Origin of the sequence: Pelagibacterium halotolerans, from assembly GCF_044811015.1 — a bacterium.
Lineage (GTDB): Bacteria > Pseudomonadota > Alphaproteobacteria > Rhizobiales > Devosiaceae > Pelagibacterium > Pelagibacterium halotolerans_A.
In genome coordinates this window covers 2,480,074-2,501,106 of sequence record NZ_CP085243.1, presented here as the reverse complement: position 1 = coordinate 2,501,106, position 21,033 = coordinate 2,480,074, and the positions used below count along the sequence as shown (strand labels likewise).

General features: G+C 62.5%; 20 protein-coding genes. 7 read left to right on the top strand and 13 right to left on the bottom strand.

Going from position 1 to position 21,033, the window contains the following annotated elements; all coding sequences use genetic code 11:
- The first annotated feature begins 6 nt into the window (after positions 1-6).
- Together leuC and LG281_RS12295 are read left to right on the top strand one after the other, a co-directional pair.
- Positions 7-1,413: a 3-isopropylmalate dehydratase large subunit gene (leuC, locus tag LG281_RS12300; protein WP_404401088.1), complete on the top strand. Its 1,407-nt coding sequence runs from the start codon at positions 7-9 to the stop codon at positions 1,411-1,413.
- Positions 1,398-1,844 carry a metallopeptidase family protein gene (locus tag LG281_RS12295; RefSeq protein WP_404401086.1) on the top strand — a complete coding sequence of 149 codons (447 nt, stop codon included), beginning with the start codon at positions 1,398-1,400 and terminating at the stop codon, positions 1,842-1,844. The genes leuC and LG281_RS12295 overlap by 16 nt, the downstream gene beginning before the upstream one ends.
- Here the strand turns inward: LG281_RS12295 and LG281_RS12290 are convergent.
- On the bottom strand, positions 1,841-2,179 hold the full coding sequence (locus tag LG281_RS12290; RefSeq protein WP_404401084.1) for a hypothetical protein: 339 nt from the start codon (positions 2,177-2,179) through the stop codon (positions 1,841-1,843). The two genes, LG281_RS12295 and LG281_RS12290, sit on opposite strands and share 4 nt — an antisense overlap.
- A 238-nt stretch (positions 2,180-2,417) precedes the next feature.
- Between LG281_RS12290 and LG281_RS12285 the strand changes: the two genes are divergently transcribed.
- A complete protein-coding gene (locus tag LG281_RS12285) occupies positions 2,418-3,587 on the top strand; it encodes a diguanylate cyclase domain-containing protein (RefSeq protein ID WP_404401082.1) in 1,170 nt (389 codons plus the stop codon).
- On the opposite strand, the gene LG281_RS12280 is transcribed toward LG281_RS12285, so the two are convergent.
- Together LG281_RS12280 and LG281_RS12275 are read right to left on the bottom strand one after the other, a co-directional pair.
- Positions 3,580-4,386 (bottom strand): hypothetical protein, encoded by an 807-nt coding sequence (locus LG281_RS12280; protein ID WP_404401080.1) that lies wholly within the window; start codon positions 4,384-4,386, stop codon positions 3,580-3,582. The two genes, LG281_RS12285 and LG281_RS12280, sit on opposite strands and share 8 nt — an antisense overlap.
- Positions 4,383-5,732 carry a hypothetical protein gene (locus LG281_RS12275; protein WP_404401078.1) on the bottom strand — a complete coding sequence of 450 codons (1,350 nt, stop codon included), beginning with the start codon at positions 5,730-5,732 and terminating at the stop codon, positions 4,383-4,385. Before LG281_RS12275 ends, LG281_RS12280 begins: the two co-directional genes overlap by 4 nt.
- A 477-nt stretch (positions 5,733-6,209) precedes the next feature.
- On the opposite strand from LG281_RS12275, the gene LG281_RS12270 reads away from it, so the two are divergent.
- The gene (locus LG281_RS12270; RefSeq protein ID WP_404401076.1) at positions 6,210-6,986 is read left to right on the top strand and encodes an MBL fold metallo-hydrolase; all 777 of its coding nucleotides are present in this window, start codon (positions 6,210-6,212) and stop codon (positions 6,984-6,986) included.
- A 166-nt stretch (positions 6,987-7,152) separates the two neighbouring features.
- Here the strand turns inward: LG281_RS12270 and LG281_RS12265 are convergent, their stop codons facing one another.
- The 4 genes from LG281_RS12265 to LG281_RS12250 all read right to left on the bottom strand — a co-directional run bounded on the left by LG281_RS12265 (position 7,153) and on the right by LG281_RS12250 (position 13,143).
- Complete coding sequence (locus tag LG281_RS12265) at positions 7,153-7,458, bottom strand: ATP-dependent Clp protease adaptor ClpS (protein ID WP_404401074.1); 306 nt, start codon at positions 7,456-7,458, stop codon at positions 7,153-7,155.
- Positions 7,459-7,575: 117 nt separating this feature from the next.
- The gene (gene typA / locus LG281_RS12260; protein ID WP_404401072.1) at positions 7,576-9,396 is read right to left on the bottom strand and encodes a translational GTPase TypA; all 1,821 of its coding nucleotides are present in this window, start codon (positions 9,394-9,396) and stop codon (positions 7,576-7,578) included.
- A gap of 190 nt (positions 9,397-9,586) precedes the next feature.
- Positions 9,587-11,710 carry an EAL domain-containing protein gene (locus LG281_RS12255; protein WP_404401070.1) on the bottom strand — a complete coding sequence of 708 codons (2,124 nt, stop codon included), beginning with the start codon at positions 11,708-11,710 and terminating at the stop codon, positions 9,587-9,589.
- A 209-nt stretch (positions 11,711-11,919) separates the two neighbouring features.
- On the bottom strand, positions 11,920-13,143 hold the full coding sequence (locus LG281_RS12250; RefSeq protein ID WP_404401068.1) for an argininosuccinate synthase: 1,224 nt from the start codon (positions 13,141-13,143) through the stop codon (positions 11,920-11,922).
- A gap of 188 nt (positions 13,144-13,331) precedes the next feature.
- Here LG281_RS12250 and LG281_RS12245 point away from each other — a divergent pair, with 188 nt between their 5' ends.
- Positions 13,332-13,979 carry a LysE family translocator gene (locus LG281_RS12245; RefSeq protein ID WP_404401066.1) on the top strand — a complete coding sequence of 216 codons (648 nt, stop codon included), beginning with the start codon at positions 13,332-13,334 and terminating at the stop codon, positions 13,977-13,979.
- A 101-nt stretch (positions 13,980-14,080) separates the two neighbouring features.
- A complete protein-coding gene (locus LG281_RS12240; RefSeq protein ID WP_404401064.1) occupies positions 14,081-14,854 on the top strand; it encodes a Stf0 family sulfotransferase in 774 nt (257 codons plus the stop codon).
- Between the two features lie 21 nt (positions 14,855-14,875).
- Here the strand turns inward: LG281_RS12240 and rlmN are convergent, their stop codons facing one another.
- The 4 genes from rlmN to thpR all read right to left on the bottom strand — a co-directional run bounded on the left by rlmN (position 14,876) and on the right by thpR (position 18,178).
- Positions 14,876-16,075 (bottom strand): 23S rRNA (adenine(2503)-C(2))-methyltransferase RlmN, encoded by a 1,200-nt coding sequence (gene rlmN, locus LG281_RS12235; protein ID WP_404401062.1) that lies wholly within the window; start codon positions 16,073-16,075, stop codon positions 14,876-14,878.
- Between the two features lie 165 nt (positions 16,076-16,240).
- On the bottom strand, positions 16,241-16,753 hold the full coding sequence (locus LG281_RS12230; RefSeq protein ID WP_404401060.1) for an invasion associated locus B family protein: 513 nt from the start codon (positions 16,751-16,753) through the stop codon (positions 16,241-16,243).
- An 82-nt stretch (positions 16,754-16,835) separates the two neighbouring features.
- Positions 16,836-17,363, bottom strand: coding sequence for an invasion associated locus B family protein (locus LG281_RS12225; RefSeq protein ID WP_404401058.1), 528 nt, complete (start codon positions 17,361-17,363; stop codon positions 16,836-16,838).
- Between the two features lie 275 nt (positions 17,364-17,638).
- Positions 17,639-18,178 (bottom strand): RNA 2',3'-cyclic phosphodiesterase, encoded by a 540-nt coding sequence (gene thpR, locus LG281_RS12220; RefSeq protein WP_404401056.1) that lies wholly within the window; start codon positions 18,176-18,178, stop codon positions 17,639-17,641.
- A 235-nt stretch (positions 18,179-18,413) separates the two neighbouring features.
- On the opposite strand from thpR, the gene LG281_RS12215 reads away from it, so the two are divergent.
- Entirely contained in the window at positions 18,414-19,187 is a 774-nt protein-coding gene (locus LG281_RS12215; RefSeq protein WP_404401054.1) for a Bax inhibitor-1/YccA family protein, read from the top strand.
- Positions 19,188-19,331: 144 nt separating this feature from the next.
- Here the strand turns inward: LG281_RS12215 and LG281_RS12210 are convergent, their stop codons facing one another.
- Positions 19,332-19,703: a DUF2794 domain-containing protein gene (locus tag LG281_RS12210; protein WP_404401052.1), complete on the bottom strand. Its 372-nt coding sequence runs from the start codon at positions 19,701-19,703 to the stop codon at positions 19,332-19,334.
- A 340-nt stretch (positions 19,704-20,043) separates the two neighbouring features.
- Positions 20,044-20,718 carry a DUF1223 domain-containing protein gene (locus tag LG281_RS12205; RefSeq protein ID WP_404406729.1) on the bottom strand — a complete coding sequence of 225 codons (675 nt, stop codon included), beginning with the start codon at positions 20,716-20,718 and terminating at the stop codon, positions 20,044-20,046.
- Positions 20,719-21,033 lie beyond the last annotated feature (315 nt).

Below are 21,033 nucleotides of genomic sequence, written 5' to 3'. Positions count from 1 at the left end.
CGAGACATGAGCAAGACGCTTTACGACAAGATCTGGGACGATCACTTGGTTGCCAACAATGAGGATGGCACCTCGCTTATTTATATCGATCGTCACCTCGTTCACGAAGTGACGAGCCCCCAGGCGTTCGAAGGTCTTCGCCTTGCCGGCCGCAAGGTTCGCGCCCCCGAGCGCACGCTCGCCGTTGTCGACCACAACGTCCCGACGACCGACCGCAGCCATGGCATCGACGACCCGGAATCGAAAATCCAGGTCGATACGCTGGCCAAGAACGCCGCGGATTTCGGCGTCGAATATTATAACGAACTCGATATGCGCCAGGGCATCGTCCACATCGTGGGCCCTGAGCAGGGCTTCACGCTGCCGGGCATGACCATTGTGTGCGGCGACAGCCACACCTCGACCCACGGCGCCTTCGGCGCGCTCGCCCACGGCATCGGCACCTCCGAAGTCGAGCACGTTCTGGCAACCCAGACGCTGATCCAGTCCAAGGCCAGGAACATGCGGGTGACCGTCGACGGCAAATTGCCCGAGGGCGTCACCGCAAAGGACATCATCCTCGCCATCATCGGCGAGATCGGCACCGCCGGCGGCAACGGCCACGTCATCGAATTTGCCGGCGAGGCAATCCGCGAACTCTCGATGGAAGGCCGTATGACGGTCTGCAACATGACCATCGAGGGCGGCGCCCGCGCCGGCCTGATCGCGCCGGACGAAAAGACCTTCCAATACGTCAAGGACCGCCCACGCGCGCCCAAGGGCACGGCCTACGACATGGCGCTCGACTATTGGAAGACGCTCTATTCGGACCCCGACGCCCATTTCGACAAGGAAGTGCGGCTCGACGCGGCGAACCTGCCCCCGATCGTAAGCTGGGGCTCCTCGCCCGAGGACGTCGTCTCGGTGACCGGCGTCGTCCCCGACCCCGACGCGATCCCGGACGCCAACCGCCGCGCCTCGAAAAAGCGTGCCCTCGAATATATGGGCCTCGTCCCGGGCACCAAGATCACCGATATCGAACTCGACCGCGTGTTCCTCGGCTCGTGCACCAATGGCCGCATCGAGGATTTGCGCGCCGCCGCCGCCATCGTCAAGGGCCACAAGGTCCACGAGCGGGTCAACGCCATGGTCGTTCCCGGCTCAGGGCTGGTCAAGGCGCAGGCCGAGGCCGAGGGACTCGACAAGATTTTCATCGAAGCGGGCTTCGACTGGCGCGAGCCCGGCTGCTCGATGTGCCTGGCGATGAACGCCGACAAGCTCGCGCCGGGTGAGCGTTGCGCCTCGACCTCGAACCGCAATTTCGAGGGCCGCCAGGGCTTTAAAGGCCGCACGCACCTCGTCTCCCCGATCATGGCCGCCGCCGCGGCGATCCGCGGGCACTTCGTCGACATCCGCGAGTGGCCGCGCGGGTGAGCCCCGCGGGCGATCCGCAGGATCCAGAATTCTGGGGGCGCCGCGAGGCGCCCTCTCTCGACGACATCGAGGCCCTGGCCGCAAAGGCGCTAAAAGCCCTGCCCGAGCCTTTCCGCTCGCTCGCAGCGGAAGTCGAGTGCCGGGTCGCGGAGTTTCCTGACGACGCCGTGCTCGAAGAGATGGGCATCGAAAGCCCCTTCGACCTCCTGGGTCTGTTCGAAGGCATCGGTATGACCGACAACGGCGCCACTGCCTTTACCGGGCAGATGCCCAATCGCGTCTGGCTCTACCGCCGCCCCATTCTCGACTATTGGGCCGAACACACCGACACGCTCGACGCTATCGTCACCCATGTATTGGTGCACGAGATCGGCCACCATTTCGGGCTTTCAGACGAAGAGATGTACGCCATAGACGACGAACGGGATTAATCCCCTCCGTTGAGATCGAGCGTCTGGGCTTCGCTCGAGGACATGAAGCGATAATCGATCTGCCGGCCCTCATCCATATCGTCATCCACCACAAGCACCAGGTCCTGCCGCCGCAGCGCGTCGATCCAGTCGCCCCATTCGGCAAGCTCGAACCCCGGCACGGGCCGGTCGGCGCCTTCGTTATGATCGGCGTTGAGCGCATGCTGGCCGAAAGTAAGCTGTAAAAGCTGGCTGGTGCCGCCGCCCGGCTCGGGCACATCCATCATCACCGGCGCCCCGCCGCGCGCCTCCGTCCACTGCCGAATCGCCTCTTCGTCCCTTAAGATTCGAGCCATCGCGGTTCTATCCTCAGTTTATATACACTCAGGAAACAACGCCGGATGCCCGCTACCGGTTCACGCCGCGATTGACCGGGGTTGGCAAGCCTTTTAGATGATTTTAACCCATTCTTATGGACGATTTTTCTAACGTCGTCCGGCCCCGGGCCTTCGGCCCCAGCATGTGTTTTATCGCGTGTCCGAACCGAAAACGTGGGAACCACTTTTCCTGGACACGCTCCAACGACGGTCTTTTATGAGCGGTGCGCTGTTCATCTTTTCGATCAACCTCACGCTCGCGCTCGTCATGGCCGCGGGCTTTTTCGCCGTTGCCCGTTTCGACGCTCAAAATACCGCCGCGCGCTGGATGGCGCTCGCCTTCCTGCTCGGTGGGCTGAGCGTTGCCGCCGAGTTCATTATCAGCGCGGATATTTTCGTCACCCTCGCGCGCATGACCACCGCCACGGCCTTCCTCGCAGCCATGCTCGGCGTCACCGTGGCGCTTTCGCGCTATTACAACACCGCCCAGGACTGGGCGAGCCTGAGCGTTATTTTCGTCGCTTCGGCAATGCTTTACGCACTAACCCTCGATATGCCGCGCAACGATCCCGTCCGCCAGGTCCTCTATCAGCTGCCTTATGCGCTGGTGAGCCTTTTGGCCCTGAGCCATGTCTGGCGCTCAAAATGCCGCGCCGTGCTCGACTGGTGCCTTATGGTGCTTTTACTCCTTGCCGCCGTGGTCTTCATCGGCAAATCGATCATCGCCAATATGGTGGGCGGTGTCGGGAGCGAAGCGCAAGATTACGCGCGGACCGTCTATGCGATGATCTCGCAATCCTCCGGCGCGATCCTCGTTCTTATGGTGGGGATGCTGATCCTCATAATGCTCGCGCGCGAGACCGCGGCGCGGCTGATCCGCCAATCCGAGCGCGACAGCGCCACCGGTTTTCTCAACCGCAACGGCTTCATGAACCACGGCGACGCGCTGTTGCGGCAACTCGGCAACGGTGGCGCCAGCGAGGCTGCGCTGATCCTGGCCGCTCTCGACGTCAATATCGAGAACGATGCGCGGAGTACACGCATCCTCCCCTTCGCCGGGCTGCTCCACGCGCTCGATCCGCCGGAGCTGTGCATCGGCCGGCTGGGCCCGGCCCAGTTCGCCATTCTCATGCCCGAAACCAACCTGCTCGGCGCGCGTAAGACCGCTGAGGCCCTCCGGCGCAAGATCGCCGAGGCGGAAAACTCCCCCGGCGTTTTCGTCACCGCGAGCTTCGGCATTACCGAAAAAGAGCGTGGCGACGCGCTTTCGGACATGATCCTGCGCGCCGACTGGGCGCTTGAGGAAGCCCGGCACGCCGGCGGCAATTGCGTTCGCCTTTCGGCCCGCTCGGCGCTGGGACTTGCCCGCCCCAAAGCGATCAGTTGACGACAGCGGCCTCAGTCAGCCTGTAGCGCTCGAGCTCCTCGCGGGTGAAATAGTAAAGCCTGTCCGGCGGGGTCTCCATGGCGTGAACCCAGAGTGCCGGATCGGCCCCCGTCGCAGCCAGATGCCGCGTGATCCGCGCCGTCAACGTCTGGGCATCCGACATCGCCTGCGCCGGACCGATCTCCGCGACCTCTGTGGCCGACGCCGCATAGATCTGATGCACACCCACGGATGCGCCGATATCCACCGAACGCGTGCCGCCCGCCGCGAGGATCAGCGGACACGAGGACGCGCACAGCGCACCTGCGGGCACCGACGTGCCGTAACCCTCCGCCCGGATGGCCTCGGCAATCGCGAGCGCGTCGTCGAGCGACCCGCCGGGGGAGTTGAGCGCGACCGTTTCGATATACCCGCCCCTCCGCTCGATCTCGGCGGCAAACCGTTCCGCCGCACCCGGCGCGATGGTTCCGGTCAGCGCGAGAACGCCATCGGGTCCCAGTTCCATCTCGAGCGGCGCCTTGAGCATCGCTTCGGGCGTCGTGATCGTTTCATGCGGGCGGAACGCAGGGTCGGACGGATCGATCTCGGGCCGGTCGACCGCCGGCAGCACGGGATTGGCGATATTGGCCGGATCGGGAACCGGCGCATCGGCATTGAGCGCCATATAGTCGATCGCAAGCACCGACCCCGTGCCCAGGAGCATGGCGAAAAAGGCAAAGCGCAGGATATCGCCATCCTCGATCGCGGCCAGCCGCGCGAGGAGCCCTTTGGCAGCGCGCTGGGGACCGGTGGCGCTCATGGACGTTGCGGGCCGTCCCCGCGCCGCTGGCCGCGCGACGGCAGCGCAGTGACCGTATCGTCGCTTTCCTCCCCGTCCTCCGATGCCCGGTCCTCGGGTTCGGTGGCCCCTTCGGCGATTTCCGCATCCGTATCGGGTTCGGGCTCCGCCTGGGACCGTGTCGCCAGCATCTGGTTATGGAGCGCGACCGCGCGCATCATCTCCCCGGCGGTCATCGTCTCAGCGTCTTCGCGCAGCGCCGTATCGCGCCGCATGGCGCTATGGGCGACCGCCATGATGAGGACGAGCACGACCGGCAAAAGATCGATCGAGATCGCGCCGGCCCAGGAGGGAATGAAGTCGCCCGCATAGCGCAGCACCGCTTCGGCCGTCGAGAGCGGCACGAAGCGCCGGGGCGCGACGGGTTCCTCATTAAGGATCGCATCGGCCGCATCCGCCAGGGCGGTCGATTGCGCCGCCACCGCGTCGCGGATATTGGCCATGGCGAGATCCTGGCGGATAACGAGGTTCTCGCTCTGCCCATCGGCCACCGGCGCGATGAACCCGAGCGAGAGATCCTCCGCCGCCCGGCGCACCGATGGCGCCACCGAGGTTTCCTGCAGCGCCGCAATCACCCCGGTCAGTTGCACGATCTCGGCGGCGAACCGGTCAGCGCGCGGTTGCACCTCCCCCGGTCCCGAAACGAGTTCGCGCATCGTCGAAAGGTGTTCCGATCCGGTCTCGAAAAGCGCGCTCACCCGCTCCTGCGACGCCGTGATCGAACCGGTCAGCGCCTGGAGCTGTGCCGACATCTGCGAGAGAAGCTGCACCACCGACCCCGAACCTGACGATCCCGTCAGCGCCCCGGCTTCACGTTCCTGTTCGGCGAGCACGGAGAACCGCTCGGCGGCGCGCTGGACGTCCGGCATGAGCGATTGCGCGGACAGCGCATTGGCGTGTGCCGCATCGAGATCGCCCGCATAGTCTTCGAGCGTCACCGCCATATGCTGCTCGAGCGCCGCCGAACCGGCCAGCGCGGCGGCATTGAGCCAGGAACTCATGGCGATGATCATCACCGACCCCAAGGCCATCACCGCGGCAAGGACGAGCCGCTGGCCCACCTCGGTCATGAGCGGCAAAAGCCGCATCATATAACTCCAGAAAACATAGATCCCCACCGAGACCGCAGCCGAATAGATGATCGCGGCGAAAAAGACGAAATTGGCGTCGCCGTCCAGAAGTCCGCGCACGCCAAGATAGGTATAAACACCGCTCGCCAGCGCCAGAACGGCCAGGGCAAAGCGTGTCGTGGTTTCGAGCCCCGAAAGCGTCTGGCCGATCCTCAGGGCGGGGGTGAGATTGGGCATGGGCGTCCATCGGGCTCCAAAGAGGGGAAAGTTGACGGCAGCTTAACCCGGACTTCTCACACTGGCTATGCCCTGCGCTGGTTCAAAGTGGCGTCAGGGTAGGCGGAGAGCGCCGTGCGTATTGGACATACGTGCAAGCTCTCCGGCGCACACTGTCGCCACTTTCAACCAGCCCTTCGGGTCGGATGTTGGCGGCCGCCTCCGGGCACGGCGCGAGAAAACCGTATGCCCGATACGCTTTTTCGCGCCGCACCCGTATCCGACTCGCCAAAATCCGACGCAGAGCGTAGCCAGTGCGAGAAGTCCGGGTTAACAGCGACAAGCGGGCGAAATCGAGGCCTTTCACACCGCCGCTGCCCGCCCGCTAACGCAAAGGTGATCGCGCCGCACGCATCGAACGGGCAAGCCGGACGTTGCGCCATCGCGCCGGAGGGCCATTCTTGGCGCGCTCAATCGCTTTCGCACGGAGGGATTTCCATGACAATGTCCAGACGCACCACGCTTGGGCTGGGTGCAACGACGCTGGCCGGGCTGGGCCTTTCCACCATCATGCCGCGCATGGCATTTGCGCAGGATGCAATGGGCGACGAATATCAGACCGACAACGGTAGGTTGACCGTCTACCCGATCTCCCACGCCTCGCTCGTCCTCGCCGCGCCCTCGGCGGTGATCTATGCCGATCCTGTGGGTGGCGCGGCCCTTTACGAGGACCATCCAACACCCGACCTCGTCCTCATCACCCACGAGCACGGCGACCATTACGATCCCGACACGCTCACGGCGCTTGCCGGCCCCGAAACCCACATCGTCGCCAACCCTGCGGTTTTCGACATGCTGCCCGAAGCGCTCGCCGCGCAGGCCGAGGCGATTGGAAACGGCGAGAGCACCAGCTTCGGCGCGGTCGGCATCGACGCGATCCCGGCCTACAACACCACCGAAGACCGCCTCCAATACCACCCCGAAGGCCGGGACAACGGCTATATCCTCACAATCGACGGCAAGCGGGTCTATATCGCCGGAGACACCGAGGATATCCCCGAAATGCGGGCGCTCGAGAATATCGACATCGCCTTCGTACCCATGAACCTGCCCTATACGATGGACGAAGCCCAAGCCGCCGCAGGCGTCGGCGCCTTCGCGCCCACGGTGGTCTATCCCTACCACTACAGGGGCAGCGATCTCGGCCTGTTCGAAGCGCTGCTGGGTGAGGAGAGTGTGGAGACCGAGGTCGTCAGGGGCCCCTGGTATGGATAGTCATCGGGCGTGGGGTGGACATCGTCCCGTCCCTACCGCTCTCATTCCAGGACTCGTTCCTTGAATCCAGCCACACGCTATCCCGCGCGCAAAAGGACTCTTCCACCGCATTCGCGCCGCTCCCGACACTATTCGGCTTCGTCAGCTGGGCAAGGCCCAACGCGCCCTATTCCTCTGGTTCGGTGGTGACCATCAGGGGAAAGCCCGCGCGCTGGCCGGCTTCAATCGCGTCTTCGGCCTTGGTTTCGGCGACCTCGCGGGTATAGACCGCTATGGTGCAGACCCCTTGGGTATGCGCGGTCATCATCCGCGCATAGGCCTCGTCCTCGGAAAGCCCGAAGACCTTCTTTAGAACCGTCACGACGAATTCGCGCGGTGTGAAATCGTCATTGACCAGGATCACCTTATGCAGCCGCGGCTTTTCCGGCTTGGTGATCGTTTTCGTGCGTTTTTCGGTGGATGTATCGCTCATGCGTCCGGCTCCGTTCAAAAAGCCTGCGGATTTTCGCGTAGGACAAAACCACTATAGCGTGGCCGGCAGGACGTGACCACCGGGGTGAGCGTCCTGACGATCACATTTGGCTTTTTGTTAGCCTGCCTCGGCCTGCGCCGCCCGCATGGCCCGCTTGCGGTCGTGCGGATCGAGATGAATCTTGCGCAAGCGCACCGATTGCGGCGTGACTTCCACGTACTCATCATCCGCGATGTAGCTGAGCGCCTGCTCGAGGCTCAGCCGCTTGGGCGGCGTCAGCCGCACAGCTTCGTCCTTGGAAGTCGTGCGGATATTGGTCAATTGCTTGCCTTTAAGCACGTTCACCTCGAGATCGTTCTCGCGGTTGTGCTCGCCCACGATCATGCCTTCATAGACGTCGACACCCGCTTCGATCAGCATCGGCCCGCGGTCTTCGAGGTTAAACAGCGCATAGGCGACCGAGGTTCCCGTACCGTTGGAAATCAAAACGCCCGTGCGGCGCGTGGGCAGCGGGCCCTTGAACGTCGCGTATTCGTGGAACACGCGGTTGAAGACCGCCGTGCCGCGCGTATCCGACAGCAATTCAGCCTGATAGCCGATAAGCCCGCGCGTGGGCACATGCAGCCGCACGCGGGTGCGTCCGGTGCCCGAGGGGCGCATCTCGACGAGATCGCCGCGCCGTTCGGTGAGCTTCTGGACAACCGTCGAGGCGTATTCATCGTCGACATCGATGATGACCTCCTCGATAGGCTCGAGTTTCTGCCCGTTTTCCTCGCGGAACAACACCTTGGGGCGCCCGAGGCAGAGTTCGAACCCCTCGCGCCGCATGGTCTCGATCAGAACCCCGAGCTGGAGCTCGCCCCGGCCCGCGACATCGAAGGAATCGTTGTCGTCCCCCGGCGTGATCCGGATCGCGATATTGCCTTCGGCCTCGCGCATCAACCGCTCGCGGATGACGCGCGACTGCACCTTGTCGCCTTCACGGCCTGCCAGGGGGCCATCATTGATGCGGAAGGTGACCGAGATCGTCGGCGGATCGATGGGCTTGGCTTCGAGCGGATCGGTGACGGACGGCACCGCGATGGTGTTGGCCACCGTCGCGGTTTCAAGCCCCGCCAGCGCAACGATATCGCCCGCCTTGCCCTCTTCGATAGGCTCGCGCTCAAGCCCGCGGAAACCGAGAACCTTCGAGATGCGGCCCTTTTCGACCGTCTTGCCGTCACGCCCCAGCGCATGGACGGATTCGCCGGGCTTGACCGATCCCGAAACGATCCGGCCCGTCAGAATGCGCCCGAGGAACGGATTGCGCTCGATGGTCGTGACCAGCATACGGAACGGCCCCTCTTCGACCGCCGGCTCGGAGAAGTGTTCAACCACCTTGTCGAGCAGCGGCCCGACACTGTCTTTCGGCCCTTCCGGCTCGTCGGCCATCCAGCCCTGTTTGGCTGAACCGTAAAGCACCGGAAAGTCGAGCTGTTCGGGGGTCGCGTCGAGCGAGACGAACAGATCGAAAATCTCGTCGAGCACCTCGTTGTGCCGCTCTTCGGGCTTGTCGATCTTGTTGATCGCAACGATGGGCCGAAGCCCCAGCGCCAGCGCTTTGGAGAGCACGAACTTGGTCTGCGGCATCGGGCCTTCGGCGGCGTCCACAAGGATTACCGCGCCATCGACCATCGAAAGGATACGCTCGACTTCGCCGCCGAAATCGGCGTGGCCCGGCGTATCGACGATGTTGATGCGGGTGTCTTTCCAGTTGAGCGACGTCACCTTGGCGAGAATGGTGATGCCGCGTTCTTTTTCGAGGTCGTTGGAATCCATCACGCGTTCGTCGACGCGCTGGTTCTCCCGGAAGGTGCCGGACTGGCGCAGCAGGACGTCGATAAGCGTCGTCTTGCCATGGTCGACGTGGGCGATGATCGCGATATTGCGCAGGGTCATAAAAAGGGCCGCTATGCGTTGCGGCGCGCCCAAAGCAGGGCCCCTCTCGCAGGATGGACCGACGGGGCATTTGGGGTGCGCCAAAGATTTCGGAATTGGGCGTTGCGCCAGCCCATACCCCAGAGAGGCGGGTCAAACAAGGAAAAACGGCGCAACCGTGCCATGCGCGGGATGCTGGTATGCTGACCGGTCAGCCCGTCTTTCTGTCCATCTGCCCGATGCCCCCGTCGAGCATCGTGGCGAAACACGCCGCATCGACCGGCTTGGAAAAAACATAACCTTGCACCTGCGTGCAGCCTTCCGCCCGCACCACGGCAAGCTGGGCTTCGGTTTCCACCCCTTCGGCCACCGTCGTCATCCCGAGGCTCGTGCCCAGCCCGATCATCGCCTTGAGGATCGCCCGGCTATCGGATTTCGTGGCGATGTCGGTCATGAACGAGCGGTCGATCTTGATCTTGTCGAACGGGAACGCACGCAGATAGGAGAGCGCGGAATACCCCGTCCCGAAATCGTCCATCGCGATCCGGACACCCATGTCCTTGAGCGTATGGAGAATATCGAGATTGGTCTGGCTGTCCTCGAGCAAAAGCGACTCGGTGATCTCGAGCTCGAGCCGCCCCGGCGCAAGCCCCGAACTCCGCAATGCGTTGCGGACCACGTCGACGAGCATCGGACGCCTGAACTGCAGAGGCGAGAGATTCACCGCGACATGGACGTCCCCGGGCCACTCCGCAGCACGCTGCGCGGCCTCGCCGATGACCCATGCGCCGATATCCCCGATCAGGCCGGTTTCCTCCGCGATGGAAATGAATTCCGAAGGCGGCACCGGCCCGAGCTCGGGATGCGTCCAGCGCAACAGCGCTTCGCCCGTCACGATACGGCCCGAGGCAAGATCGACGAGCGGCTGGAATGCGAGATCGAGCGCCCGCACCGCAATCGCGTCGCGCAGCCCCGCTTCCAGGGTCCGGCGCCGCTGCAGGCTCGCATCCATACCCGTTTCGAAGAAGTGATAGGTCGACCGGCCTTCCCGTTTGGCGCGCAAAAGCGCAAGGTCGGCATTGCTCATCAGCGTGTCGGCGGACCGCCCGTCTCCCGGTGCCACGGCGATTCCGATGGACGCGGAAAGCGCAACTGCCTTGCGGCCGAACCTGAAGGGTTCGGAAAGGGCCTTGACGATGGTGCGCGCGAGATCCGCCGCCGCGCGGGGTTCCTCGAGCGCGCGCGTCAGCACCGCGAATTCGTCTCCGCCCAGCCGCGCTGCGTCGCCCTGCCCCCCGACAACGCGGCGCAAACGGTCGGCGACCTGGCAGAGCACCTGATCGCCCGTTGCGTGCCCGTAACTGTCGTTGATCGATTTGAAGAAGTCGAGGTTGATCGACAAGAGCGCGAACGCGCTCTTGTCCGCCGTACCTGCAAGCGCCTTTTCCAGCAATTCGCGGAACAGCGTGCGGTTGGGCAAGTCCGTGAGCGCGTCGTGGGTCGCCATATGGCGCATGCGCGCCTCGGCGGCGAGCTGTTCGGTGATGTCCTCATGCGTGGTCACCATCCCGCCACCCTTGAGCGGCTGGTGGCGCAAGGTCAGATAGGTGCCATTGGCCATCTTGACGACCTCGCGCACAAAGGCCCCGCCCTTCATGATCGCCTTGCGCTCGGCGTAATAGGCCTCGCGGTCGGTGGGTGCATGCAGACCGGTGTCAATCCGGTGGTCGAGCACCTTTTCAAAGGATGTCCCGGGCGCCGCGAGGTGGTCGGGCAGCCCGTACATTTCCTTGAACGCCTTGTTGCAGGTGACCAGCTTGAACTTGCTGTCGAACATCGAGACGCCGTGGCTGATATTATTGATCGCCGCGTCGATCAGCGCGTATTGGCGTTCGAGTTCGGCCTTGCGCTCGGCCATCATGTCCGAGCGCGCGATCTCGTCGGTGACATCCTCGTGCGTCACCACCCAGCCAAGCCCCACCGCATAGACATGCGCGGTCTCGAGCGTGCGGTTGCCCTCCGCCTGTTCATGGCTGATCGCGCGCAGCCCCGAACGATTCGAAAGCAGTTCGGCGGTATAGGCTTCGTAAAATTCCCGCGGGTCGAGGCCGGGATGATTACCCAGCGCGCACGAGAGCTCGACCACCTCATAAAGGCTCATGCCGCGCCGGATCTTCGAGCGTGGAAACCCGTAAATGTCGAGATAATGCTGGTTCCACAGAACCAGCGTGAAATCGCCGCTCCAGACGCAGAACCCGAAAGGAATCGTCTGCAATGCCGCATCGAGCAACAGCGCTTCGCCCGAGCGCGGTGAGACGGTCTCCGCCTGCATCATGATCGCAAAATTCCCCGTGTTTGCACCACCCGCAACCGGACGAAAGTGCAAGCCCCGCAAACCCGCCACTCAGGCGATCCGGACCCCCCTTCTGGTCGCTGCGGCAAAGTGTAGCGGCGGGGCACTTAACAGGGTTTTAAAGTGCAAACACATAAAAAAGCCCGGTTTCCCGGGCTTTTCTTTCTTTTATGCGGTGGCGGCGAAATCGTTTACGCTCCGGTCCTGAGCTTGCGCGCGCCGTAGGTCTTCAAACGCAGCCCGTTGAGCTTGATGAACCCTTCGGCGTCGTGATGGTCGTAGGTGCCCGTGCCCTCCTCGAAGGTCACGAGGTCTTCCGAATAAAGCGAATAGGGCGAGGAGCGCCCCACCACCTGCGCGGACCCCTTATAGAGCTTCATCCGAACCTCGCCGGTGACGAACTCCTGGCTCTTGTCGATCAGCGCCTGCAGCATCTCGCGTTCGGGCGCGTACCAGAACCCGTTATAAATGAGTTCGGCATAGCGCGGCATGATTTCGTCCTTCAAATGCGCCGCGCCACGGTCGAGCGTGATCGATTCGATCCCCCGATGCGCCGCCAGAAGGATCGTCCCGCCCGGCGTTTCGTAAATCCCGCGGCTCTTCATGCCGACAAACCGGTTCTCGACCAGATCGAGCCGCCCGATACCGTGCTTGCCGCCCAGTGCGTTGAGCTTTTCGAGGAACGCGGCGGGCGAGAGCTTTTCGCCATTGACCGAAACCCCGTCGCCCTTCTCGAACCCGATGGTGATGTATTCGGGCGTGTCCGGCGCCTTCTCGGGATCGACGGTGCGCTGGTAGACATAGTCGGGCGCCTCGACCGCCGGATCCTCGAGCACCTTGCCCTCGGACGAGGTGTGCAGGAGGTTCGCATCCACCGAGAACGGCGCCTCGCCGCGCTTGTCCTTGGGCACGGGAATCTGGTTCTGCTCAGCGTATTCGATGAGCCGCGTCCGGCTCTGCAGGTCCCATTCGCGCCAGGGGGCGATGACCCGGATCGAAGGATTAAGCGCATAGGCGCAGAGTTCGAACCGCACCTGGTCGTTACCCTTGCCCGTAGCGCCGTGTGCGATGGCATCCGCACCGGTCTGCTCAGCGATCTCGACCATACGCTTGGCAATCAGCGGCCGCGCGATGGACGTACCGAGCAGATAAACGCCTTCATAGACCGCGTTGGCGCGGAACATCGGGAAGACGAAATCGCGCACGAACTCTTCGCGCAGATCCTCGATATAGATCTCCTTGATCCCGACGAGTTCGGCCTTGCGGCGCGCTTCTTCGAGTTCGTCCCCCTGCCCCAGATCGGCGGTAAAGGTGACGACTTCGCAATTATAGGTATTGCGCAGCCATTTGAGGATGACGGACGTGTCGAGGCCACCCGAATAGCCCAGCACGACCTTTTTGATGTCTTTGCTCATTATGTACGCTTTTCGTTGTGCTCATGCGGCGCGGCGTCCGCGGTAGAGAGTCAAAATTACAATTTTGTCGCGCGACACTAAGCAGATCGGACGTGCGCTGGCAACACGGAGCGAAAAGACCGCCGTTTTCGGGTGGACGCGCGCCAAATTTCGATCAACATAGCGGTGCCCTTTGAGGAGACCTGACGATGCCGGAATTCCTGCCCGACCTGACCATCATCCTCGCTTTCGCGCTCGCGGCCATCGTGCTTGCGATCACCCCGGGGCCCGACATGGCGCTCTTTATCTCGCGCACGGTCAATTTCGGCACCAAACACGGCTTTGCGACGGTGCTCGGCGCGCTGACGGGCATCGCGGTCCACACCATGCTTGCCGCCTTCGGCATATCGCTCCTGATCATCGCCGCACCCGCCGCCTTCATGGCGCTCAAGATCCTGGGCGCCGGCTATCTCATCTGGCTTGCCATCCAGGCCGTCCGCTCGGGCGCTGGCTTGCGGCTTTCCAAGCCGGGCGCAAAAGTGCCCTCGCTCAAAGCCAGCTATTTGACCGGGCTGGGCATCAACCTCACCAATCCCAAGGTAGCGCTGTTTTTCGTGACCTTCCTGCCGCAATTCGTCTCCCCCGGCGATCCGGCGGCCAGCGCCAAGCTCGTCTTCCTCGGCCTCGAATTCGTCATCGTCTCGCTGCCCATCGTCATCGCCATCGTCCTCGGCGCGCGCTGGCTCACCGACACGCTGATGAAAAGCGAAACCGTGCAGAAGGCCTTGAACTGGAGCTTCGCCGCGGTCTTTGCGGCTTTCGCAGCGACGATCCTGACCGCGCAGGCGCGGCATTAGCCTGAATATGCGGGATAGCCCGATCATGCCTATATGCGTTACGTGGGCTTCTGCCAGCTGCCATCCGACCATCACATAAGACGCCTATTGCAGTCAGCACTATGAAATATGATTCCTACATGATCTGCACCTCCCCGCGTAGCGGCAGCACATTGCTGTGCCATATGCTCGCAGCGACTGGCATTGCAGGACAGCCGGAATCCTATTTTTTCGGGAATTCACTCCAGGAGTGGATGGATGATTTGGGCATCGCGCCCGATGAGACAGCTAAAGAGCCCGAAATCCTCAAAGCGGTCTTTAAGACCGCGCAGCGCAAAGGACGCGATGGAACCGACGTGTTCGGGCTGCGAATGCAGATGCACAGCTTCAGGTTCTTCTGCCAAAATCTGGTTGTTCTCCACCCTGGCAATCTGACCGACTGCGAACGGATCGAACGCACCTTCGGGAGAACGCTGTTTGTGCATCTGACGCGCGCTGACAAGGTCAAGCAAGCCGTATCCTACCTCAAGGCGCAGCAAACCGGACTATGGCATGTGGCACCGGACGGCTCCGAACTGGAGCGTCTCGCACCTCATCGCGAGCCGCTCTATGACGGCGAGGAACTCCGATCCTGCGTTGAAACCATGACCGCATATGATCGAGACTGGAACGACTGGTTCACGCAGGAACGAGTCAAACCGGTTCGTATTACATATGACGGCCTTTCCGCCGACCCCATTGGAACATTGAGCGACATCCTTGACCGATTGGGCCTCGACCGCACTGCAGCGGACGGTGTATCGCCCGGCGTCAAAAAGCTGGCCGATAGCACCAACCAAGAATGGGTGACACGGTTTCACGCCGAACAGGAGCTTGAAGCCGAACAGCAGCGTTAGTTTTCGCCGAAACCCACGCCATCACAGCATAAACGCGTCGCGGTCTTTCTTCTTGAGCCGCTCGGTCTCGCTTTTCAGTTGCCCGCAGGCCGCGAGGATATCGCGCCCGCGGGGCGTCCGCACCGGGGAGGCATAGCCCGCGCGGTTGACGATATCGGCAAAGCTCTCGATCCGGTCCCAGTCCGAGCACTGATAGTTCGACCCCGGCCACGGGTTGAACGGGATGAGATTGATCTTGGCGGGGATTTTTGCCAAGAGCCGCACCAGTTCCTTGGCGTCCGCGTCGGAATCGTTGATGTCCTTGAGCATCACATATTCGAACGTGATGCGCTTGGCGTTCGAAACGCCCGGATAGGTCCGGCACGCCTCGAGCAGCTCTTTAAGCGGCCATTTCTTGTTGATCGGCACGAGCACGTCGCGCAGATCGTCCCTGACCGCGTGGAGCGAAATCGCGAGCATCACGCCGATCTCGTCGCCCGTCGGGCCGATCTTGGGCACCACCCCCGAGGTCGAAAGCGTGATCCGGCGCTTGGAGATCGAAAGCCCCGCCCCGTCCGAGGCGATCAGCAGCGCCTTTTTGACGTTGTCGTAATTATAGAGCGGCTCGCCCATCCCCATCATGACGATATTGGTGATCGCCCGGCTTTCCCCCGCCGGCACCAGCCCATCGGTGGGCCGTACGCCGCCGGGAAAATCCCCCAGCCGCTCGCGCGCCATCATCACCTGGGCGAGAATTTCCCCCGCCGTAAGGTTACGCACCAGCTTCTGCGTGCCCGTATGGCAGAACGAACAGGTGAGCGTGCATCCGACCTGCGAGGAAACGCAGAGCGTCCCTCGGTCGGATTCCGGGATATAAACGGTTTCGACCTCGACCGGCGGCATATTGGGATGCTCGGGGTCGCGGAAGCGGAAAAGCCATTTGCGCGTACCGTCGTTGGAGACCTGCTCGGAGACGATTTCGGGCCGCGACACATCGAAGGCCGCGGCAAGCTCGGCTCTCAGCCCCTTCGAGATATTCGCCATCCGGTCGAAATCGGTGACGCCATTGACATAGACCCAGTTCCAGAGCTGGCTTGCGCGCATACGCTGGTCGCGCTCGGAAAGCCCCATCTCGCCGAGCTTGCCCGCGATCTCGGCCTTCGAAAGCCCGACGATGGGCGTCCGCCCGCTCGGGGCAGGGCGGGGCGCGGAGGAATGATCGATGTTCAGCGCAAGGCTCATCGGGCCTCTCGCTCCAGTGCTGTTTTGGAATTTGGACAGTGCGCGCCGCTTCGCCAAGCGTCAAGCGCGGCGCGTCCATACCATATTGGAGCGTCCGCGCAAAGCCGCTAGAGGATGTCGCGTGTCCGAACCGAAAGAGTGGTAACCACTTTTTCTGGACACGCTCTAACACGCGCTATCGATCTCGCGCGAAGCCGCCGTCGCGCCCGAAAGCGAGAAGGTTTGCGTCACCTTGATGCCCCGCAGACTCGTGCCCACGATCGTCATGGTCGAACCGGCCCGGATCGCGCGGGCTGCCGTATCCGATTGCGAGGGGTCTGCAAGCCACGCCGCGTCGGCTTGCGTGAACATCGGAAATTCCTCACCCCCGACCCGCATCACGGCTTGGCTATCGGGCGCAAAATCATACCCGGCCACAAGGTTGATTTCCGACCGGACACCGGCATTGGGCCGGTGGGTGATATAGAAATACCCCTCGGTGAACCCCTCGGGCACCGGCTCGGTAGCCGTCGGCTTGGACAGGACGAAACAGATCTGCCCCGCGCTTTCGGTCGTCGCATAGGCCGACCAGGCGTTATGATCCCCCAGCACCCGCACCGACTGCGCGGCGGCTGCGACCGGCGCCAGCCCGGCGCCGAACATCATCGGAAGGACCAAAAGCGCGCGGAGGAAGGACATGGGTCACCAATCACTCAAATGAAACAAAGGCCGGAAACCTCCGACCTTTGCCAAACTCTCCATCCCAAGGCAAGCGGCCCGCCTATTGCGGACATTCCTCGGCGGCCCGATTGAGCGCCGCAGTGACGCCGACGAGCGAATAGGTATCCACCGTGTTGGTGCCCCGCTGCGAGGTCGCCCGAACGACAAGCGTCGCCCCTGCCTTCATCGCCTCGACAAATCCCGGCTCGTCCTCGATCGAGGCCAGCCATGCCGATTCGCCCTGCGTCACCATCGGGTAGGACCGTCCGTCGACGCTCGCCGATGCGTTGGGATTGGTCTGGTGGAGCGGATAACCCACCATGGTGGCAACCTCGTTGCGGTTGGTCGGCCTTATGGTCACGATAAAATGAATGGCCCCCCGGTTCACATTGGTGGGCTCGCTGGAGCGCGGCGTGGAGGAAACGTAGCAGATCTTGCCGTTATCGGCATCATCGGTCCACGCAGTCCAATAGTCGAATACCCCCAGATTTTCCGCCGCCATTGCCCCGCCGGCATAGAGGCCGACACTCGTGGCGGCAAGCGCCCCAGCCAAAATGCGGCCCAATGAACGGCCGATCCTTGACGTCATCGCCAAACCCTTCCTTCTACTCAATACGAAACAATGTCTTTGCCGGTGCGAGAGTGTGCACCGTTATGGTTACCAGAGTCTTTGCTTTGTCGCGCGTCCGAACCGAAAAAGCGGTCCCCGCTTTTTCTGGACACGCTCAAGGGAGCAAAGATCGCCCAAACCCGGTCAACTTGTTATAAAGAGAAACAAATTTGGCACCAATTGGGCTTAGTCCGGATCACCAGTGAAACCAGGATGTAATCGCTGACGGCTGAATGCACGCTGAACGGGTTCTTTCACGCCGCCAGCGGATAATCCTGCTCGACCACATAAGGCCCGCCGCCGACCGACTCCTTGCTCGAAAACAGAACGAAGTGATCGACCGTGAAGCTTAGGGGCGGAAACCGGCCCGCCTGTGAAAGATGATGAGCGAGTTCCTCGGGTTGCGTGTCCCTCAGACGCGCGAGCGTCACGTGCGGAACGAATTTGCGCCCGTCCGGCACGAGTCCCGCCCGTTGCAGCATGCGCTCCTGGCTCGCCTGCAGGCGAGAAAGTGCCTCGCTCGGGGCGAGCCCCGCATAGAGCGCCCGGGGCTTGTTGCCCCCGAACACCCCAAGATGATCGATTGTAAGGGTGAAAGGCTCGGCATAAGCGAATCGTCCCAACACGTCGTCCACCTCCTCGGCAGTGCGGTGATCGACGTCTCCGATATAGCGCAGGGTGATGTGATAATTGGCCGGATCGATCCAGCGGGCCCCGGGAACCCCGCCGCGCTTCAAGGAGAGCGCAAAACCGATATCGGAAGGAATTTCAAGGCCGGTAAAAAGCCTGGGCATAACGCACCCCCCACAAGAAACCTGTTGGCACTCTCCGCGCGCCAACCGGCAGCCCGCGGACGCCTTCCGAATCAAAGCGTAACACAGCTTTAGCCTTTCGATGTATCAAAACGCTGACCGCATGTGCACCAGGCCGGTTTCGCTTGTAATTTCAGCCCTCCGTCTCCATATTGTCACCCAACGGGTGTGGGATATGTCCCGCCGGAACGATACATTTCACGAGGATGGAACGAAAATGGCACAATACGACCGTCAGACCGTCAACGCCGGTCGCGTAGGCACGGCCGCCGCCATAGACGAGGGCCTGCGCGCGCACATGCTGCGCGTCTACAACTATATGGGCATCGGTCTCGTGGTGACCGGCGTCATCGCTTTCTTTGCCAACCAGCTCGCGATCGCCGACAGCCAGGCAACCGCCGCCGGTCAGCTTGCCGACGGCACGCTCGTCACCCAGTGGGGCGCGCTGCTTTATGGCAGCCCGCTGATGTGGGTCGTGGCGCTCTCGCCGCTCGCTTTCGTGCTGGTCTTGAGCTTCGGGATCAACAAGCTCTCCTTTAGCGCCGCCCAGGGCGTATTCTGGGGCTTCGCCGCCGCCATGGGGCTTTCGCTCTCCTCGATCTTCCTGGTCTATACCGACGCCTCGATCGCCAAGGTGTTCTTCATCACCGCCGCCACGTTCGGCACGATGAGCCTTTACGGCTACACCACCAAGCGCGACCTCACCGGTATGGGCTCGTTCCTGATGATGGGCCTGATTGGCCTGATCATCGCGATGGTGGTCAATATCTTCCTCCAGAGCAGCATGCTCGATTTCGCCATCTCGGCGATCGGCGTGCTGATCTTCGTGGGCCTGACCGCCTATGACACGCAGAAGATCAAGGAAGCCTATGTCGAGGGCATGGGCCACGAAAGCCTCGGCAAGCTCGCCCTTATGGGCGCGCTGCGCCTCTATCTCGACTTCATCAACCTCTTCCTGATGCTGCTGCGGCTCTTCGGCAACCGCGAGTAGTGAACCCCGTCTCGGCTGTAAGCTCAATTGGAGCTTCCAGAGGGGTGAACGCCCGGAGCACTGTGCTCGCAGGGCCATCCAGACAACAAAAAAAGGCCGCGGATACTCTCCGCGGCCTTTTTGCATGTCCTGGTGCCGCGCCTCTCAGCGCACGACGTAAAGATGCGGGTCGAGCACCTTGAGGACGTTCGCGAGGTCATGCCCGCGCTTTAGAACCCGCCCGTCCGTGCCGAAAACCATGTACTGGCCCTGCTTGCGCGCCAGCCTGGGGTTCTTTTCCACCACATAGAGCGGGCGCTCGGAGGCGCGCTGGTAGATCGAAAACAGCGCCCGTTCGCGCAGCATGTCGACTGCGTAGTCCCGCCATTCTCCGGCGGAAACCTTTTTGCCGTAAACGTTGAGGATGAGCGCCAGTTCGCGCCGGTCGAAACTCACAACCCCAGTACCGCGACTGGGGTGTCCGGTCCTTGTGCCATCATATCCGGCAAGACCACCTGCGCTCACAAATTCATTCAAGCCCGTGCCCCTCGCTGTCATGACAATGTCACAGACCATGATTGCCGCGTTCGTTGCCGAGCGCAACCCTGTGAGCGAGCCGGCCCAAAATCTCCGCCAAATTTTCGAAATTGAGCCACAATCTGTCCGCTCTCGCGCCCCATTGCGCGTCTAGCGTCCGATCATTGCCTCCAGTAGCCGGCCGCCAGGATCACCGAGCCCCCAAACCTTGACCCTGGTTGGTCGGCCCCCCTCTCCTTTCGAGAGGGTTTCCATTTTTTGGAAGCATGACCTCCAATTGCCAATGCCCTTCGCCCCCGCGCCGGGCGGAGGGCTTTTTTATTCAGCGCTGGGACGGAGATCACATCTCCTCGAACGCCGCCGCGCCGAGCACGGCCCCGGGCAACTCCCCGTTCTTTTCCTGAATCAGGATGACCGCACCGTCGTTTTCGGTGCCGAGCACCTCGTCGCAAGGAATGGTGATTTCCATGCCCGTTTCACCCGACCACATGCCAATAGGCTGCCGTCCGGTAACGATATAGGAATAGCTCAGCGCCCGCCCCCCGTTCTCGCCCCGTTCGATATCGACGGTCGCGGCGGCCCTGTAGGTGACGAGCCAGATAATGGCATTTTTGCCCGTCGCGTGCGGCTCCGCCGAAGCCGTGATGACTTCGCCGTCATTCTCACTGACGACCAGATCGATAGTGATCGGCAAGGAGGATTGTCCGAGCAACGCCCGAACCTCGGCCTCGTGGGTGCCGGGCAGTCCATGGGCGCCGTTGATCACCATTTGCGGGGTATAGACGCGGCTCTTGCCCCAACTCTGGGCATAGGCGCGCTGCAATTCGGTGTTGGCCGGGCTCGCAAACGTGTCTTCCCAGCCCACATAATTCCAATAGTCGACGTGATAAGCGAGCACGATAAGGTCTTCGCGCGCGCCCAGCCGCGCCAGAAGCGCATCGGCCGGCGGGCACGAGGAACAGCCCTGGCTTGTAAAAAGCTCGACGACCGCGATCGGGCTTGACCGCAATTTCATCTCCGAAGCCATAGCCGCCGGAGCGGCCAAGACAAACCATAACGCTGCAAGGAGCGCTCTAGCCCGCATTTCTCTCGCTCCTTGCGCCCTGCGCCGGTCCAAAATGGCGATCAGGGCAGGAAGAGAGCGCAGCGCGTATTGGACATACGTGCAAGCTCTCTGACGCCCCCTGTCGCCATTTTCGACCGGCCCTCCGGGTCGGATTTTGGCGGCCGCCTCCAGGCACGGCGCGAGAAAACCGTATGTCGAATACGCTTTTTCGCTCCGCACCCGTATCCGACTCGCCAAAATCCGACGCAGGGCGCAAGGAGCGAG